Consider the following 16,896-nt stretch of genomic DNA (forward strand, 5'->3'; position numbering starts at 1 on the left):
CATACAGAACTCGGCCTATTTCAATGGAAATTTAGGCTGAGTTTTGCCAATGATTTTGGAACGTTATGAATGAGGTGTATAACATGTATATTTCAGCACGTGAAAAAATGATTATTGAAGCATTGATTGTGGAACAAGGAGAAGTAACGATAAAAGAGCTGTCAAAGAGAATTGACGTGAGTTCTCGGACAATACATCGTGATTTGAATAAAATAGAGGAACTTTTGGATTCCTATCAACTGGAGTTAATAAAAAAATCAGGGGTTGGAGTTCAAATTATGGGAGAGGAAAAAAGTAAACTCAAATTAATAAAGCAGCTTGAAACGTTTACTTTTAGGGAATATACGCTAGAAGAAAGACAAACAATGATTCTATGCAATTTGTATGAATCGTCTGAACCTGTGAAGCTTTTTACACTTTCCAAAGATCTTGGGGTTTCTATCTCAACCGTAAGTGCAGACTTGATGAAGTTGGAAGAGCAATTAAAGCCTTTCCAGCTTTCTATTTTGAAAAAAAGAGGGTATGGAGTAGAGCTTTCCGGAGCAGAGGAAGCCAAGCGCAGGGCAATCAGTTATGCTATTGCAAAGACATTAAAGGAAGAAGGGTTATTTTCCCTTATAAAAGAACAGATTCATCAACAGTCTGAAAAGCATGATGATCCTATTTCTAAACGATTAATGCATCTTGTCGATCGAAAAAAATTGTGGAAGATAGAAAACGTGATGAAGGATTTGTACCCGAATCTCTCTTTTTCAATGACGGATAACTCTTACGTTGGACTTATTGTACATCTCGCATTAGCAATTGAACGAATTCTGCAAGGTGAAAATATTCAAATAGAGAAAATGTATTTAAAACAAATAGCGCTGGAACCGGAGTATCCAATTGCTAAGAAAATCATTGATGGACTAATGAAAAGTTTTCAAGTGGATATACCTGAAGCTGAAGTGGGCTATATCACGATGCATCTTCAGGGAGCAAAGCTTCGTCAACAAGATGGCATATTGCACGAAGCCTCTAACTTGGAAACGTATATGCAAGCTAAAAAATTAGTTCAGATGATGGAAAAAGCCACAGGTTATCAGTTAAATCATCATGATTCACTTTTAGAGGGGCTTGTTACCCACTTAAAGCCTGCAATTTATCGCATTCGTCAAAATATGGGGATATTTAATCCTCTACTAAAAAATATTCAAAAAGATTATGAAGAGTTGTTTGAGCATGTGAAAGTTGCAGTAGAAATTGTTTTTCCGACTTTAGTTATTCCAGATGAAGAAATAGGATACTTAGTGATGCATTTTGGATCTGCTCTACTTGGCTTGTCGGGAAAAGGGGATTTGAAAGCATATGTTATTTGTTCTAGTGGTATCGGAACCTCTAAATTACTTGCATCTCGTCTGCAACAAGAAATACCTGAAATAGCGGAGGTTGTAAATGTTTCTGTTTTTGAATTAAATGATCTTCCGTTATCGGATCGAGATTTGGTGATTTCTACAATTTTTTTACAAACGTTTCATCGAGAATATATAATGGTTAGCCCATTTATGACAAAAGATGAAATTACTCAAGTACAACTATACGCAAGAAGACAGATGTTATTGAAAAAGGCAGTTCCTGCTGTTAAAGAAAGCTACTCGACTGTAGAAGTACTAAAGCAAAAAATGGAGAAGATTCATCTATATACAGGAACGATAGCGGATGTTTTAACTAACTTTCATCTCACTTCGCAAAAAGGTAAAGTCTCAGCAAAAGATTGTATGCTAGAAGCATGTAATTTGTTGGAACAAAAACAGATCATTCAAAAAGCTAGTACAGTTGCTGAAGCATTGTTTACTAGAGAAGCACTTGGTGGTATTGGTATACCAGGAACTAAGCTTGCTTTATTTCACACACGTATCGAACAAGTTTGCATGCCGTCTTTTACGATTCATAAGCTGGAACAACCGGTAGTCGTAAAAGGGATGGATGGAAGTGAGATGGAAGTGCACACACTATTGTTACTACTCTCACCTCAACCTTATCATGAACCAGGTTTGGAAGTACTAAGCTTAATTAGTACAATTATTATTGAAAATGAACAAAGTATTAAACTATTTGAAACCGAAGATCAGTTGCAAATACAATCTTATTTAGCCATAAAATTCGAGCGATTTATCGATGAAATTTTAAAATAATGGAGGCGTTATAATTATGGTATTGCCAATTTTATCAGTGGAAAACATCATGTTAAATCAAGAACTTACAACAAAAGGAGAGGCAATCCAATTAGCGGGAAAAATCCTTGTGGATAGAGGATATGTTCAACCGGAATATGCAGAGAAAATGCTAGTACGTGAGGAAATGACCTCCACATATATGGGGAATTTTGTCGCTATCCCACATGGTACCGATGATGCGAAAAGAGAAGTGAAAGAATCAGGAATTGTAATTATTCAAGTTCCAGATGGTGTAGACTTCGGTGGTGGGAATATTGTTAAATTAGTTTTTGGTATTGCTGGTAAGGGTGATGACCATTTGGGGATTCTTTCAAATATTGCAATTACCGTTTCGGAAATAGAAAATGTCGAAAAAATTGTCCAGGCTACTTCACGAGAAGAAGTGCTTTCATTTTTTGAAGGAGTGAGCTAAGATGAATGCTGTTCATTTTGGGGCTGGAAATATTGGGAGAGGTTTTATTGGATGTTTGTTGTATGAATCTGGATATAACACGTGTTTTGTAGATGTGAATGGAGAGATTGTTGACTTACTCAATGAAAAGAAACAATATACCGTTCAACTTGCGAATGCAACCAATGAGGTATTGCTGGTAAAAAACGTACATGCAATTAACAGCCTAAGGGATCCGGCCCTTGTTGTAGACACAGTTGCCAATGCCAGTCTGGTGACCGCAGCAGTTGGCCCAAACATTCTTCCACTAATCGCAGGTTTAATAGCAAACGGACTAAAAAAGAGACTTACACTATCTAAAGAGCCACTAACCATTATTGCATGTGAAAATATGATTGGTGGAAGTGCCTTTTTAAAAGAAAAAATATATGAACAGCTCAATGAACAGGAAAAATCGTTATTTGATGTGCATTTTAGTTTTCCTAATTCCGCAGTAGATCGGATTGTTCCAAACCAAACAAACGATGACAAATTAGCGGTTACGGTAGAACCTTTTTATGAGTGGATCGTAGATGAGTCGGAAATTAGAGGCGAAAATCCTCCTATAAAAGGAGTAACATTCGTACAAGATTTACAGCCGTTTATTGAAAGAAAGTTATTTACAGTAAATACAGGGCATGCAGTTGTTGCATATTTCGGTTATTTAGCTGGTTTTAGAAGTATGCATGAGGCACTTGCAGATGGAAAAATTAAAAAAATGACCGAAAATGTACTAGGAGAAACAAGTAAGTACCTAACTACTAAGTATTCGTTTGATGAGCAGGCACATAATAAATATGTGCAAAAAATTATTGATCGCTTTGCAAATCCATTTATATCGGATGATACGACAAGAGTAGGACGATCCCCAATGCGTAAGCTTAAAAGTAATGATCGTCTTGTAAAACCAGCAACACAATATGCAGAGATGTTTGAAGAAACACCTATTTATTTAGCAAAGGGTATTGCTTCTGCTTTACACTATGATTATCTGGAGGATCCAGAAGCAAAAGAAATCCAAGAGGCGATTCAACAAAAAGGAATAGCGTTTGCAATAGAGACATTTACGGGTATAAAGGCTGAAACGGATCTATTTAAAACAGTTTACGAACAATATAAGGAAATGGCGAAGAAATAAAAAGTTTAGAATAGAAAAGCCATCATGAATTAGATAATAAAGGAGACGATTATTTTGAAAACAAATACGTATAAAGTAGTTGCAGAATCTGGCATTCATGCAAGACCAGCTACGGGACTCGTGAAAGAAGCTACTAAATTTGCTTGCGATATATTCATCGAATATAAGGAGAAAAAAGTGAACTTAAAATCGATTCTTGGTGTCATGTCTCTTGGTATTCCTAAAGGCGGATCCATTTCCATATTTGCTGAAGGAATAGACGAAGAAAATGCACTAGTGAGTATCGAAAGTTTTCTTAAGAGTGAAGGAATCGTTGCGTCATGAATGACCGAATAATAGGAATCGCTGCATCAAGTGGTGTAGCGATTGGTAAGGCGTTTTTACTAGTTGAACCTAATTTGAAAGTTGTAAAAAAAACAATTTCTAACAGCCAAGACGAAATTTCAAGATTCCATTTTGCATTAACGCAAGCTGAACAAGAGTTGCAAGCAATCCGTACGCATGCTGCAAATGTTATAGGTGAAGAAAATGCAGCAATCTTTGATGCACATTTGCTTGTATTAAATGATCCGGAGTTGTTAAGTTCTGTAGAAAATAAAATAAAAGCAGAAGAAATAAATGCAGAAGCTGCATTGCAAGAAACAGCAGATACTTTAATCGAGATGTTCCGACAGTTAGATAATGAATATATGCGAGAGCGTGCTGCTGATATAAGTGATGTAACAAAACGAGTAATAGCGAAGCTTCTAGGAGTAAATATTCCTAACATTGCAATGATCGATGAAGAAGTCATCATTATTTCCGAGGACCTTGCGCCGTCAGAAACTGCGCAATTGAATAGGAAGTTTGCGAAAGGTTTTACAACTGACATGGGAGGTCGTACTTCTCATTCTGCAATTATGGCTCGAACATTAGAGATTCCTGCAGTTGTAGGAACTTCAAAAGTCACTTCAACGATTAAAAACGGGGATCTTATTATTGTTGATGGAGACAATGGGGAGATTCTAATTAATCCTTCTACAGAAGTAATTTCAATTTATGAGGAAAAGCGTAACCAGCTAGACGCTCATAAGAAAGAATTGTCGCTTCTGAAAAATGAACAAACGATTACATTAGATGGCAAACAGTTTGAAGTGGCTGCAAATATTGGCACGCCAAGCGATGTAGAAAGTGTGCTTGAACAGGGAGGCGAAGGAGTAGGTCTTTACCGAACTGAATTTCTTTTTATGGAAAGAGATGCTTTGCCGACGGAAGAAGAGCAATACCAAGCATATAAAGAAGTATTGGAAAAAATGGGGGGAAAGCCCGTTGTTGTAAGAACTTTAGACATTGGTGGTGATAAACAACTTCCCTACTTAAATCTTCCAAAAGAGATGAATCCATTTTTAGGTTATCGAGCAATTCGACTTTGCTTGGCGGACCAAGAGTTATTTAGAATTCAATTGCGCGCATTATTACGAGCGAGTAATTTTGGGAATCTTAAAATCATGTTTCCGATGATTGCAACGTTGGAAGAATTTCTTGACGCCAAACATCTCTTGCTAGAGGAAAAGCAGTCTCTGCAAAAACAAGGGTTTGCAGTGGCAGAGAATATAGAAATCGGAATTATGGTTGAAATCCCCTCCACCGCAATATTAGCAGATCAATTTGCACATGAAGTTGACTTCTTTAGTATTGGAACAAATGATTTAATACAATATACTATGGCTGCTGACAGAATGAATGAACGAGTATCTTATTTATACCAACCTTACAATCCAGCCATTTTACGATTAGTCAAAATGGTCATCGATGCTGCGCATGCTCAAGGAAAATGGGTAGGTATGTGCGGTGAAATGGCAGGAGATCCGATTGCCATTCCGTTACTGCTTGGGCTTGAATTGGATGAATTTTCCATGAGTGTTCCATCGATGTTAAAAGCTAGAAACCAAATTAATCAGTTAAAGCAGAGCGAAATGAAGAAGCTTGTTGATAAAGCATTAGGTATGCAGACCTCGGAACAAGTTAGGCTGTATGTTAAAGAAGCGTTAAATATAAAGTGAACTTTAGAAAAATAAATAAATCCCACTGACTTTAAAGTTCCAGTGGGATTTATTTATTATTTTCGTTTTTTCTTCGTTACATTTCCTCCTAGTTCAGCAAACTCGCGTGAAAATTCTTCTTGCACTTCATTTGGTTTTATTTTTTGATTTTTTGGCGTTTGAGGAAGTGTATCTTTGTTTTTACTTTTGCCTTGCTTATTATCTCTACCCATTATAATTCTCCTTTCGCATTTTACGTTCCTTTTTAATATGGCGCAGAAATCTCATTTTAATCATAAAAAAACACCAAGAATAGTTTACTTAGTGCGGTGGTTTTTGTTAAATTTATTGATTCATAACAAAATTATTCACATTTTCAACTATCTCTTTTTGATCTAAAGTTGTAGGTAAGGAAATAAAGGTAAATTTAAATGTCGTACCAACTCCCACTTCACTTTCCACGTGAATAGTTCCATTCATGGCGCGTACGATGCTATACACAACCATCATACCGAGGCCAGTCCCTCTTGTTCCCTTTGTCGAGTAATATGGCTCTCCTAAATGTTCCAATTGTTCAGATGTCATTCCTGCTCCAGTATCTTTGAAAAGAATGCTCACGTTTGTTGGACTGGATTCCAATTCAACTGTTAATACTCCACCGCTAGGCATTGCTTCTATTGCATTTTTCATGATATTCACTAAGCATTGATGGAACTTTTGTCTATCACCCATAATAGTAATCTCATTTAAAAAGATCGTAACGATTTGGACAGAACTCCGATTGGCAGTTGGTTGCAGTAACTGAATAGCTTGTTGTAGCTCTTCATGAACGATAAGGGATTCCGTTAATCGGATCTCTGATTTAGAAAAAGTTAAATAATCTTGAATAACTCTTTCAGCGGATTTTAGCTCTTTTTTTATAATGGCAAGGTATTGAAGACGATTTTCTTTTGAGATATTTTCCATTTGCAAAAGCTGAACAAAGCCGATAGCCGCTGTTAGAGGATTGCGAATTTCATGAGATATTGCCGCGCCCATTTGTTCAACTGCTTCCAATCTTTTTGTATGTAAGAGTTGATGGCGTAACTGAATCGTTTTGTATATTTCTTCTATAAAGTATGCAATCATACCAACTGCTAACGGCTGGATAAATAGAAAAGCGAAATATAGATCATACAAATGATACGGTAGATGTATAAGTTCTAAAACTGTCTGTATTAAACTGAATAGAAATGTGAGTCCTACTGAAAATAGGATGCGCTGATTTGATGATTGCTTTAAAAAAAATGGAGAAAGTCGCCATAAGGTTAAGGAGATTACCCCGTAAAGTGTTGCAGTCACCCAAAATCCATTGTCAAAACCATAAAATCCTCGAATACATATGGTGAGTAAACCCAATAATGGTCCTAATCCCATATATAGACCGCTAATCACGAGGGGAATATTCTTTAAATCGAATAAGAAACCTTCGTGTATTGGATAGCTAAACGCGAAACAGATGAGGAAACTAAGAACAAAATACAGAGTGGCAACTATTTTAATTGATCCCATATTATTTAATCTGTCAGTCCATAACATACTAAAAAACAATAATACTATTATCAAGGATAGATTGAAAAATAAGTGCATAGTTAATTCCAAAGGATCACCTCTCTTCAGCAACGGTATACGTGGAGAATAGATTTCTCTATCATTTTAGATGAGCTTTTATTGGTTTAAAAGTAAATTGAATGACCGTCTCTTTTCCAAATTTATTTATAACGTCAATGGTTCCTTTCATCGCCCTCACAATATTGAAAGCAACTGTCATCCCATGGCTAGTCATTTTTAATTGTTCTTCATTCCTCCTTTCATCTGTATTTTGTATCGAAATCATTATATTAGTTCCAGTATCTACTGTTTCTATTAATAAAGCACCACCATTGGGCATACATTCAATAAAATATTTTATTATATTAATAAAGCATTGGTGAAATTTTGAACGGTCACCTTCCATTAACTTTGTTGAAAGTAAATTAGTGGATACTTTTACTGAATAATAGTTAGCTAAAGGCTGCAATAAATTAATGACGAGAGTTAGTTCTTTCTGTACATTTAATGCTTCTACAGAAGAAATAACTGGTTTGGAGTAGGCTAAATAATCCTGTATGATTCTTTCTGCAGAATCCAATTCATTTTTTAAAATGGACAGATATTGATTTCTTTTTTCTTGATTTAGAGAATCTTTGTCAAGAAGTTCTATAAATCCAATAGAAGTTGTAAGAGGATTCCGAATCTCATGAGAAATTGCAGCCCCCATTTGCTCAACTGCTTCCATTTTTTCAGCTTTGACTAAGAGTTGTTGTAAAAGTATATTGTTTTCGATCATTTCGATTATATAAGAAATCATGGCAACACCTAACGGAGGTACAATTATATAGGCAAAAAACAAATCTAGCATTTTATCAGAAGATGCCACAGATAGTGCTAAGACTAAAATACCTCCACTTATAAACAAAGTAATACCTGCGGAAAGCAGTATGCGGTATTTAGAAGTGAGCTTAAGAAACCAAGGGTACATAAACCAAAGGATAAAACTAAAGATTGAATAGACTACAAGGGACAAATAGAACCCAAAATCAATTCCATGGACTCCACGTAAGGCGATGAGTATCAGAGCGAGTATAGGACTTAGTCTCATATAGAGGCTCCCTATTATAAAAGGGACAATTCTTAAATCTAATACTAAATCATCACTTAGATGATAGGGGAATAAATAACAGAGTATTAAGGAAACGGCAAAATAAAATATAGCTGTGCTCTTGTCTAAACGAACGCTACCGAACCTTTTAGATATAAAAAAGCAAAAGAAAAATAAAATGATTAATAAGGCAAGATTAAATAGAAAATGCATCGTTATGATTTCCAAGTTTATACCTCTTTTACTAATGTTTATAAATTAATAGTACCTATATAAAGTGAAATATACAATGCTTGTTAAATAATTATTTAGAATATTCTTTTATGTCTATTAATGAAAAAACACCCCGACCTATTTGAAATAGGTCGGGGTGTTTTTTGGCTACTCCATTTTATTGAAAAAAGTAATCAGTTGTTTTGGGGTAGGGGATTGAATTTTATACATTAATTCTCTATCTCCACTGTTTTCTATTCTTGGGATGATGGATTCAATTACATTGAATTTCCAGAAAGAGGGTTTGCTCTTAGTGCTTTTTTCTGTTTCAGAAGTCATCATTTTTCGTTGGAAAGAGTGAAGTTTTGCCATTAGAAACTTATCTTTTACACGAATAAGTAAGTACCCTTCATCTTTTTCGTGATTATATTTTTTCATAAGAGATTCACCGAGTTCAAATGTGTTGGATTTATTTTGAACGGATGGTGAAATAACAAAAATATTCCCTTTACGAAACACAGAAGTATTGGCTACTTGACGGAGACCTAAATCATTTATTAGAAAATCCAGGTTCACTTGCGATGCTGAACTAGCGACGGACATATGAATACCTCCTTTACATTTACACGGACTCATACTATAAGTATACCCTAACTCGTATATAATATCTTCAATTTTGGGAATATTTTCTTTATAAATAAGTCGAAAACTCGTTTTCATTGCATAATAAAATAGTTAAGGTAACAGTGGGAACGCATAAGAACGCTATCCAACAACCAAAAATGAAATAGTTCTTTTATTATGCTATGTATGACTTATTCAATTATATGTTGTATTATGCATCAGGAATGCGAATTATATTAGTAAGCTTATTAATTCATATTTAATAATTGTTTGTTTATTACTAACAATTGTTATGATTGGGCTACAACTGTTATACAAGAATTTTTGAAAAATGTCATTTCTAAAATAACCATAGCATCTTAATGTTTGTCCAGTCAAAGTGAATAGCTTACTGAAGCTTCGCTTGACTCTATGGAAATAATTTTGAGCAGTAAAGGGCATTTAGCAAGGCTTTTGGTAAGCTAAACTTATAGAAGTAAGCTAATTTTAAAATAATGTGTAATTTTTTTAGGAAAACCAGGTTCCGAACAAATGGAATCCGATTTTATTCATTTCACACGGCAATGCTGAGCAGAATCATAGTAAGAATAGATGTATTTTATTTTCTGAAAACTTTTCTTAAAGTTGTATGTCTAATAGATAGGGACAACTGAAATGAGGTGAAATCTTGAGCGAAAAGAAACTGGTGCTAAAAGCAATAATAGGCGATGAAGAAGCATTTTTAGAATTAATCCATTCATATGAAGAAGCATTGTACCGAACAGCTATATCTTTTTTAAAAAATGAAGGAGATGCACTAGAGGCAGTCCAGGAAGTGACATATAGGGCATACCGAAGTATAAAAACAGTGAAAGAGCCTGCTTATTTTAAGACATGGCTAATCCGGATTATGATGAACTATTGCCAGGATGTCTTAAAGAAAAGTAAGAGGGAAGTATTTGAGGAATATTTAATTAGCATCCAAGGAGTAAGTGAAGATTTCACTTTTTTAGAGGTGGAGGAAGCTCTACTAAATCTTTCAGAGTACGAAAGAGAGCTATTGCACTTGAAGTATTTTGAAGATGTCAAAATAAAGGACATCGCCGTTATGTGGAATACACCGGAAGGAACAATCAAAACGAGGCTACATAAGGCATTACGTGCATTTAGGAACCATTTTGAAGAGAAAGGGGAGGTTAAACGTGTTTGAGGAGGAAGAAAAGAAATTGGAGCAGAGGAAAAAAACGATCGATAAAGTAGATGTGCCAATGGAAAAGCTACATTTTGCAGTAAGAAATGGTTTTGAGAAAGCGAAAAAGGAACGAGCATTAAAAAGAAAAAAGTTAATAAAACGGAGTTCATGGTCAGTTTTTGTTGCTGCAATCCTTCTCATCTCATTTATCACATCGATCAGTGTTTCTCCCGCATTCGCTAATAAAGTTGCATCGATACCTGGGTTGGATCGGATAGTTGCGCTTATACAACAAGATAAAGGGTTAGTAGCAGCGATTGAAAATGACTACTACCAACCAATAAATAAGTCGCAAGAAAAAAATGGTATTACAGTGACACTTGATGGAGTAATTGCTGATGACAAAGGAATAGTTATTTTTTACTCTGTACATTCAAAAGAAGTTGATCTGAACTCTATAGAATTAAAGTATCTTCAATTATGGTCGGGGATAAACGGCGGAGAACGTTGGGAATTCATTAATTCAGTCCTACCGTTGACACCAAATCAAGCCCCTGATTTTTATAGCGGGTCTATGCATATTGATAAGGTTACACATAAAAAGGATCTCTCTTGGAAGATAGGATTAAAGAATGGTGAAAGAATAGAAAACTTTAAAATTCCATTTACTTATAAAACGATGGATATAGAGAGTAAGGATATTATTGTAAACAAAGAAGTTACGGTTGAAGGACAACATTTTAAAGTAAAGGATTTAATCGTCGACCCAATACGTACGGTTGTTAGGATAGAAGAAGATCCTAGTAACACAAAGAAACTTCTTGCTTGTCCATTTGATGAATTAGAACTGGTCGACGAATTGGGTAGGAAATGGTCAGCTATCCCTTGTAATGCATATAAGCCCTTAGAGAAAGGGAATGTATGGGAAGTGCCTCTAAAAGAATCTTTTTACTTTTATAATCCGAAAAAATTAACATTAACATTTGGAAAAATTGCAGCGATGGATAAAGATGAAGCTTATATCTTAATCGATGCCATATCGAAAAAGTTTGATAAACTGCCTTCAACTTCAATATTCTCAGACTTGAAAGTGAAAGATGCAAGAGTTAGTTTTACAGTAATAGGCGATAAGGATTACAATATGAATGTTGTTTATCTTCCAAAATTTATAGACGCCAATGAAAAAGAATTCTATATAAACTATGGAGGACGTACACCAATTGTTTCTAACTATGTAAAAGGCTCAATGATTAACATTTCAGAAGTTGAAAAGAAAATTGAATTTGATTTGCCCAACAAGTCTTTTACAACCTTTAAAAATCCAATACGATTAGATCTCGAATTTTACCCATCGTGGATTGAAGAGAATGTACAGGTGGAAATAAAATAGAAAAACAACGAGGTTCTGAACAATTTTTCATTGTTCAAGAACCTCATTTTTCAATAAGTCGATTTAATACATATTCACAATACCAACCTGATCTATTTTAAATTCCATATATCCGGTTGGTTGAACAGTGAAATACATTTTATTTTCACCATTCATAAGAGGTCCATAATAATTATTTTCTACCTCCACATTAATAGATGCGATATATTCCACTTGGGAACCACTTCTTCCGATTTCTGTTAACTTAATGAATTCGACTTTTTTAATGCCTTTTTTAAATTCAGTTATATTAAAAGTAGAGTAGGGAAGAAACTGATTTTGTGCAACCTTTAAATCAACAAGTAAGTAATTGAAAAGAATTGAAATAGGATTTATATTACCTGCGATATCCAAATCCCAATATGGTTCTTTGCTAACTCGCCATCCAACTTTTTCAACATATTGATATTCGACAATATACTTTTGCTTTTCTTTCATCTCTCCGAAAGGAACAGTTACTCGGTAAAATGTTGTGTTTTTATCGGTCTTAATGAACTCTGCATTAGCTTTTGTCCATTCCTCTAATGAACCACCGTCCGCTTCAATCTGAGCAAGTTTTCCTTTGTATTCAATAATTCCTCGGTCTTTTATAAACTGCTCGGCAGCAGATGGGGTCATCGATTGTGTTAAGTAGTTTACCAATTTGTTTTTGGTATCAATTTTGCTCGATAGGTAACGATACGTAGAGCCATTGAAAGAAAACGTTTTGTACTCACCAGTTCCATATTCCCCACCAGCTTGAACATAGCTTGAAGCTGTCTTAAATTTCGCCGCCATTTCGATAGCTATTTTTGCGGAAATTGCTGTACTTTTCTCTTGTTTAGGCTCTTTTCTAATTTTCCATCCTATCTTGTTCACATATTGATACTCAACTATGAAGTCTTGCTTTACACTAGTATTCCATACAGGTACAGTTAATCGATAATAAATCGTATTCTTTTCTGTTTTCACATACTGAGCAGCAGCTTTTTCCCACTGTAATAAAGATCCACCATCTGCTTCTATTTGAGCTAATTTACCTTTATATTCAATAATTCCTCGACTTTTAATAAACTGCTCCACTTCAGAAGGAACTAAAACCTTCTCTAAATAGTTCTTTAACTCTTTTTTTGTATCGATCGAGCTGGATAAATAGCGATATGTTTTTTGATTATAAGAAAATGTTTTATATTCATCTTTCTTATAATCACCACCACGCTGTACATAATTGGATACCTTATTAAATTCAACTGCTAGATTAATAGCTTGTTTTGTTGTTAAATCATTCTGTTGTTTAGCGTTTTGTTCAACTTTCGATTGTTCTTTCGCTAAAACGAGTGCATTTTGCGAAAATGGGATGCCTAACAAGATGATCGTTAATACTGTAATTAAAAGCTTTTTACTATTTCCAATCATTAAATAATCCCTCCATAAATTGATATAATTGCTAACATTTAATTAGACGTCATCAACCACGTGCCGTTACATTAAAAAAACTTTTTTCTACCTTTTATAAATAGTACACATAGGCAGAGATTATTCATAAAAAAACTGCAGCTACTCATATTTCTACGAGTATCGCTGCAGTTAGTAATATTTTATTCTTCATCTTCCATGTCAGATTGATCTAGCACATCTTCGTATTTCCAGTTGCCAGCGTCATCTTTTGCTAAAAGGTAAGCAGTAGAATATTCAAGTGTTTCCTTTTCATCAATAATTGCCTTTTGACTTTGGGTAACTAATGCAGAACCATTTATAATATAATGAACTTCTAAACCTAGAGTCTCATATTTTACATCAAAGTCTTTAAAAGTTGCCCCTATTATTTCTTTTAGAGTGTCATAACCAGGATATTCTGTGCTATAAAGACCAAGCATTGCGTCAAGGTTCTCAGCATTTGCATACTCATCGGACTTTTTGAAAAACTCAATAATTTCTTTCTCTTGTGCTAGAAAGTTTAAATCTTTTCTAATACTTTCTTGATAAGCATCATATAAATCATTAATGATTGCATCGTCTTCAATTGCATCTAATGAATCAAAGAATACAGAAACCTTTGATTCTACAGTTTTTTGATCAGCTTTTTTAGTAATCAAATTGTCTAATTCATCTAGGTGCATTTTTGCAGTAATTACATATTTGGATGATTGAAGAGCCTTTTCACCAGGTGTTTTGTATTTAGTTAATATTGCATCTCGTGTTGATTTTCCGTAAACACGGTAGAGTAAAATTGCTTGTTTACGAATTTCACTAGATAATTCATGATAATTTTTTTCTGTTACATCAGAAGTTGGGTTTGCTGCATATAAGGTATTGAATTGGTTTGCTTTATCTACAATTTTTTTTCCCGAAGTGATTGCATCAATATAACCCATTGCACGACTATAATGAATCCCAACATTATCTTCCAAACGTTTTTCTAACTTTACTTTATCTTTCACACTTACTTTAGCTATTTCTGCCTTTGCTTTTAAGTAAGAATCTTTTGTTGCGTTAAAAATTTTCATATCAGGGTTTTTAATTTCTTTCGTAAGTTCATACGAAATTTGCCATTTCAAAGCGCCTGCATTTTGTTCAGCTATTTTTACAAGGGATTCAGCTTGTGAAACAGAAGCTGCTTCGGCGGTAGATGGAGTAAATATATTTGCTCCAACTAGTCCAGTTGCTAATAAGATAGATAATAATTTTTTCATGCATATTCCCCTAAATTTCGATAGTCTTACAGTATTTGTATTTAGTAAGCCTTAATAAGGATATTGTATTTTTAGGGTTAATACTAGTAAAAAAAGTTGGTTTACATACCGTATATTGGATTATTTATTGTTAAAATTATACGTTTTTTCTATAAAAGTTAATTTTACTTACTTTGTTATGGAAGGGAGTGGGTATTTTAAAGCGTTTTTCTCCATCTTTTGTTGAGCGGCTTCTTTTAAATCAATATTTAACACATTTGCAAGCTGTAGAAGATAAATAAATACATCCGCTGCCTCGTCTACGATTGCTTGCTTGTCCTTTTCAATAGCTTCCTCAGCTGAAACCCATTGAAAATGCTCTAGTAGTTCACTTGCTTCTAAAGAAACAGAAATAGCAAGACTACGAGCATCGTGATTTCCTCCCCAACCTCGATCATCACTGAATTTAAGTATTTTCTCTGTTAGTTCTTTCATATATTTTTCCTCACTTCGCTAAAAAAGTATAGGTAGACATCGATTTGACATTGTCTTGGTTTCTAGCTGCTTCTAATAAATAAATTTCCGATTGAATCAATGCTTGAAATTTATGAGGTAAATGATTAGTTGACTGAAGCTCTTCCTTGTAACTAGCCAATGTGTTTTCGATTTCCCATTTCCCATCTTGAAGCTGAGATGAGTCAATGGTTTTTTCAGCTACTACTTGCCATCCAGCACTTTCTACAATGTTTTGAATGTCTTTTGGTGTGAAGAGTGTTCGAACATTGGATAAGCTACTTTCTTTAAAACATTCATACTGTGCTTGAATGAGTACGGATAAGAAATGGGGAAGTTGTTCATTTGTCCGAACTCTTGTGTCCCATTCAGCAAAGCATAGTAAGTGTCCCCATTTTTTTATTTTCTTCAATATGTCATGGAGCTCTTTTGGTGATTTCAAGTACCAAGAACAATGAGACAGGACAATATAATCAAAGGATTTATCTGGGAAATCCATTTCTGCTGAGAGTACATCTGTTTCAAAATTTACTTTTATACGGCTTCCTATAGAAGAATTCTTCAAAAAATCGATAGAGTCACCTACTGTAACAGGGCTACCGTAATCAGGCGATGCTATATCAATTCCATGTACAACACCTTCATCCCCGACAATGTATGCCAAAACTGCTGTTGTATCTCCTTGGCCGCAGCCAATTTCCAACACCTTGCTTCCAGATTTAATATCCCAAAATTCTACTAACTTCAATCGATGCTCTGTTTGCACACTTTGAATACTAGGATCATATTCATTTGGTGGCATGCACTTAACAATCTCTGCAATCATACGAGTACTCATTCCATCACCCCTTATAAAAGCATTTTACACTGTGTTTAGGAGATTTTACATAAGTTGATTAATAATTTAAATACTTTATTCGGAAATAGAAAGTGAATGACTCGATTTTGTCCCCAGTGAAATAGAAACGCCGATAACAATAACAAAAGCACCGACCAATTGTAATGGTTGAATACTAATTCCTAACAGTGCAAGTCCGAAAATCATTGCAACAAACGGCTCAAGGTTTAACAAAAGTGCAGCTTTTGAAGCGCCGACTTTTTGAATAGAGTTATTCCATAAGTACGTGCATAATCCATGCATAATAATCGCAGTTATGATAAGTAATAACCAATAGGACAGTGGAACAGACAACACAAGATAGGTTTTATTCCAAGGAACGAAAGGAAGTAGACCAATTAGTCCAAAGATATTGCTGAATAAGGTGATGGTAGAAGGATGTATCGATTTAGATAAATGTTGAACAAAAACTAAGAAAACTGAAAATGATAACATCGTTAAACTGATTAATACTTCTCCTTTCCCGAAGTTCGGTATAAGTAACGATCCTTTTGTAATAACTAGCCAAACCCCAAGTAAAGCGATAAAAGAACCAATCCAAAATGGAAAAGTTTTTCTCTCCTTAAAGTAATAAGAGGAGAGCAATGCTGTAACAATTGGAGATAATGCGAGGATTAATGCAGCAGTGACAGGCTCAGTATATTGAAGGCTAGCGTAAAAGCTCCATTGGTTCAACGATACACCTATTAAACCGGCTACTGCTAGCCAAATATAATTGTGCAATGTTATTTCCCGAAAGTTAATATTTCGATAAGTCATGAAAAACAAGAAAATAAGAATAAATATCAGACGAAAAAATGCGATTATACTTGGATCGAATACAGCAACTAAAATGGATCCAAAGACAAAGTTGCTTCCCCAAGCAATGACACAGATTAAAAGAATTAAATAAGTAAACAACTGTTTTTTCAT

The 16,896-nt window shown here is 34.6% G+C and carries 16 protein-coding genes; 7 read left to right on the forward strand and 9 right to left on the reverse strand.

Going from position 1 to position 16,896, the window contains the following annotated elements; genetic code table 11:
- Positions 1 to 65: 65 nt before the first annotated feature.
- From ACEPXD_RS02255 to ptsP, 5 genes are read left to right on the forward strand one after another with little or no spacing between them, the layout of a single operon-like run.
- On the forward strand, positions 66 to 2,174 hold the full coding sequence (locus tag ACEPXD_RS02255; protein ID WP_391119547.1) for a BglG family transcription antiterminator: 2,109 nt from the start codon (positions 66 to 68) through the stop codon (positions 2,172 to 2,174).
- 16 nt (positions 2,175 to 2,190) lie between these two features.
- On the forward strand, positions 2,191 to 2,628 hold the full coding sequence (locus ACEPXD_RS02260; RefSeq protein WP_391119549.1) for a PTS sugar transporter subunit IIA: 438 nt from the start codon (positions 2,191 to 2,193) through the stop codon (positions 2,626 to 2,628).
- Between the two features lies 1 nt (position 2,629).
- Positions 2,630 to 3,784 (forward strand): mannitol-1-phosphate 5-dehydrogenase, encoded by a 1,155-nt coding sequence (locus ACEPXD_RS02265; RefSeq protein ID WP_391119551.1) that lies wholly within the window; start codon positions 2,630 to 2,632, stop codon positions 3,782 to 3,784.
- Between the two features lie 54 nt (positions 3,785 to 3,838).
- On the forward strand, positions 3,839 to 4,108 hold the full coding sequence (locus tag ACEPXD_RS02270; protein ID WP_391119553.1) for a phosphocarrier protein HPr: 270 nt from the start codon (positions 3,839 to 3,841) through the stop codon (positions 4,106 to 4,108).
- Positions 4,105 to 5,826: a phosphoenolpyruvate--protein phosphotransferase gene (ptsP, locus tag ACEPXD_RS02275; RefSeq protein WP_391119555.1), complete on the forward strand. Its 1,722-nt coding sequence runs from the start codon at positions 4,105 to 4,107 to the stop codon at positions 5,824 to 5,826. The genes ACEPXD_RS02270 and ptsP overlap by 4 nt, the downstream gene beginning before the upstream one ends.
- Before the next feature lie 56 nt (positions 5,827 to 5,882).
- Here ptsP and ACEPXD_RS02280 read toward each other — a convergent pair whose 3' ends face one another.
- The 4 genes from ACEPXD_RS02280 to ACEPXD_RS02295 all read right to left on the reverse strand — a co-directional run bounded on the left by ACEPXD_RS02280 (position 5,883) and on the right by ACEPXD_RS02295 (position 9,301).
- Positions 5,883 to 6,038 (reverse strand): YfhD family protein, encoded by a 156-nt coding sequence (locus tag ACEPXD_RS02280; RefSeq protein ID WP_391119557.1) that lies wholly within the window; start codon positions 6,036 to 6,038, stop codon positions 5,883 to 5,885.
- Between the two features lie 112 nt (positions 6,039 to 6,150).
- Positions 6,151 to 7,434 (reverse strand): ATP-binding protein, encoded by a 1,284-nt coding sequence (locus ACEPXD_RS02285; RefSeq protein ID WP_391122954.1) that lies wholly within the window; start codon positions 7,432 to 7,434, stop codon positions 6,151 to 6,153.
- A gap of 61 nt (positions 7,435 to 7,495) precedes the next feature.
- On the reverse strand, positions 7,496 to 8,485 hold the full coding sequence (locus tag ACEPXD_RS02290) for a histidine kinase dimerization/phospho-acceptor domain-containing protein (protein ID WP_391119559.1): 990 nt from the start codon (positions 8,483 to 8,485) through the stop codon (positions 7,496 to 7,498).
- Positions 8,486 to 8,866: 381 nt separating this feature from the next.
- On the reverse strand, positions 8,867 to 9,301 hold the full coding sequence (locus ACEPXD_RS02295; RefSeq protein ID WP_391119561.1) for a hypothetical protein: 435 nt from the start codon (positions 9,299 to 9,301) through the stop codon (positions 8,867 to 8,869).
- 688 nt (positions 9,302 to 9,989) lie between these two features.
- Between ACEPXD_RS02295 and ACEPXD_RS02300 the strand changes: the two genes are divergently transcribed.
- Both ACEPXD_RS02300 and ACEPXD_RS02305 read left to right on the forward strand, forming a co-directional pair.
- Positions 9,990 to 10,511, forward strand: coding sequence for a sigma-70 family RNA polymerase sigma factor (locus tag ACEPXD_RS02300; protein WP_391119563.1), 522 nt, complete (start codon positions 9,990 to 9,992; stop codon positions 10,509 to 10,511).
- Positions 10,504 to 11,883, forward strand: a complete 1,380-nt coding sequence (locus ACEPXD_RS02305) for a DUF4179 domain-containing protein (RefSeq protein WP_391119565.1) — start codon at positions 10,504 to 10,506, stop codon at positions 11,881 to 11,883. Before ACEPXD_RS02300 ends, ACEPXD_RS02305 begins: the two co-directional genes overlap by 8 nt.
- Positions 11,884 to 11,946: 63 nt before the next feature.
- Here ACEPXD_RS02305 and ACEPXD_RS02310 read toward each other — a convergent pair whose 3' ends face one another.
- The 5 genes from ACEPXD_RS02310 to ACEPXD_RS02330 form a co-directional block, all read right to left on the reverse strand.
- The gene (locus ACEPXD_RS02310; protein WP_391119567.1) at positions 11,947 to 13,317 is read right to left on the reverse strand and encodes a DL-endopeptidase inhibitor IseA family protein; all 1,371 of its coding nucleotides are present in this window, start codon (positions 13,315 to 13,317) and stop codon (positions 11,947 to 11,949) included.
- Between the two features lie 182 nt (positions 13,318 to 13,499).
- The gene (locus tag ACEPXD_RS02315; RefSeq protein WP_391119569.1) at positions 13,500 to 14,594 is read right to left on the reverse strand and encodes a hypothetical protein; all 1,095 of its coding nucleotides are present in this window, start codon (positions 14,592 to 14,594) and stop codon (positions 13,500 to 13,502) included.
- A gap of 168 nt (positions 14,595 to 14,762) precedes the next feature.
- Positions 14,763 to 15,068, reverse strand: a complete 306-nt coding sequence (locus tag ACEPXD_RS02320; RefSeq protein WP_391119571.1) for a nucleotide pyrophosphohydrolase — start codon at positions 15,066 to 15,068, stop codon at positions 14,763 to 14,765.
- Between the two features lie 10 nt (positions 15,069 to 15,078).
- Positions 15,079 to 15,924, reverse strand: a complete 846-nt coding sequence (locus ACEPXD_RS02325; RefSeq protein ID WP_391119572.1) for a class I SAM-dependent methyltransferase — start codon at positions 15,922 to 15,924, stop codon at positions 15,079 to 15,081.
- Between the two features lie 75 nt (positions 15,925 to 15,999).
- Positions 16,000 to 16,896 carry a DMT family transporter gene (locus ACEPXD_RS02330; protein WP_391119574.1) on the reverse strand — a complete coding sequence of 299 codons (897 nt, stop codon included), beginning with the start codon at positions 16,894 to 16,896 and terminating at the stop codon, positions 16,000 to 16,002.

Origin of the sequence: Psychrobacillus sp. L3 (assembly GCF_042945595.1) — a bacterium.
In the GTDB taxonomy this organism is placed as follows: Bacteria; Bacillota; Bacilli; order Bacillales_A; family Planococcaceae; genus Psychrobacillus.

Coding starts and splice junctions, on each gene's coding strand:
- ACEPXD_RS02255 (WP_391119547.1), top strand. CDS start 66: ATGAATGAGGTGTATAACATGTATATTTCAGCACGTGAAAAAATGATT.
- ACEPXD_RS02260 (WP_391119549.1), top strand. CDS start 2,191: ATGGTATTGCCAATTTTATCAGTGGAAAACATCATGTTAAATCAAGAA.
- ACEPXD_RS02265 (WP_391119551.1), top strand. CDS start 2,630: ATGAATGCTGTTCATTTTGGGGCTGGAAATATTGGGAGAGGTTTTATT.
- ptsP (WP_391119555.1), top strand. CDS start 4,105: ATGAATGACCGAATAATAGGAATCGCTGCATCAAGTGGTGTAGCGATT.
- ACEPXD_RS02280 (WP_391119557.1), bottom strand. CDS start 6,038: ATGGGTAGAGATAATAAGCAAGGCAAAAGTAAAAACAAAGATACACTT.
- ACEPXD_RS02285 (WP_391122954.1), bottom strand. CDS start 7,434: ATGCACTTATTTTTCAATCTATCCTTGATAATAGTATTATTGTTTTTT.
- ACEPXD_RS02290 (WP_391119559.1), bottom strand. CDS start 8,485: ATGAGACTAAGTCCTATACTCGCTCTGATACTCATCGCCTTACGTGGA.
- ACEPXD_RS02295 (WP_391119561.1), bottom strand. CDS start 9,301: ATGTCCGTCGCTAGTTCAGCATCGCAAGTGAACCTGGATTTTCTAATA.
- ACEPXD_RS02310 (WP_391119567.1), bottom strand. CDS start 13,317: ATGATTGGAAATAGTAAAAAGCTTTTAATTACAGTATTAACGATCATC.
- ACEPXD_RS02315 (WP_391119569.1), bottom strand. CDS start 14,594: ATGAAAAAATTATTATCTATCTTATTAGCAACTGGACTAGTTGGAGCA.
- ACEPXD_RS02320 (WP_391119571.1), bottom strand. CDS start 15,068: ATGAAAGAACTAACAGAGAAAATACTTAAATTCAGTGATGATCGAGGT.
- ACEPXD_RS02325 (WP_391119572.1), bottom strand. CDS start 15,924: ATGAGTACTCGTATGATTGCAGAGATTGTTAAGTGCATGCCACCAAAT.
- ACEPXD_RS02330 (WP_391119574.1), bottom strand. CDS start 16,896: ATGAAAAAACAGTTGTTTACTTATTTAATTCTTTTAATCTGTGTCATT.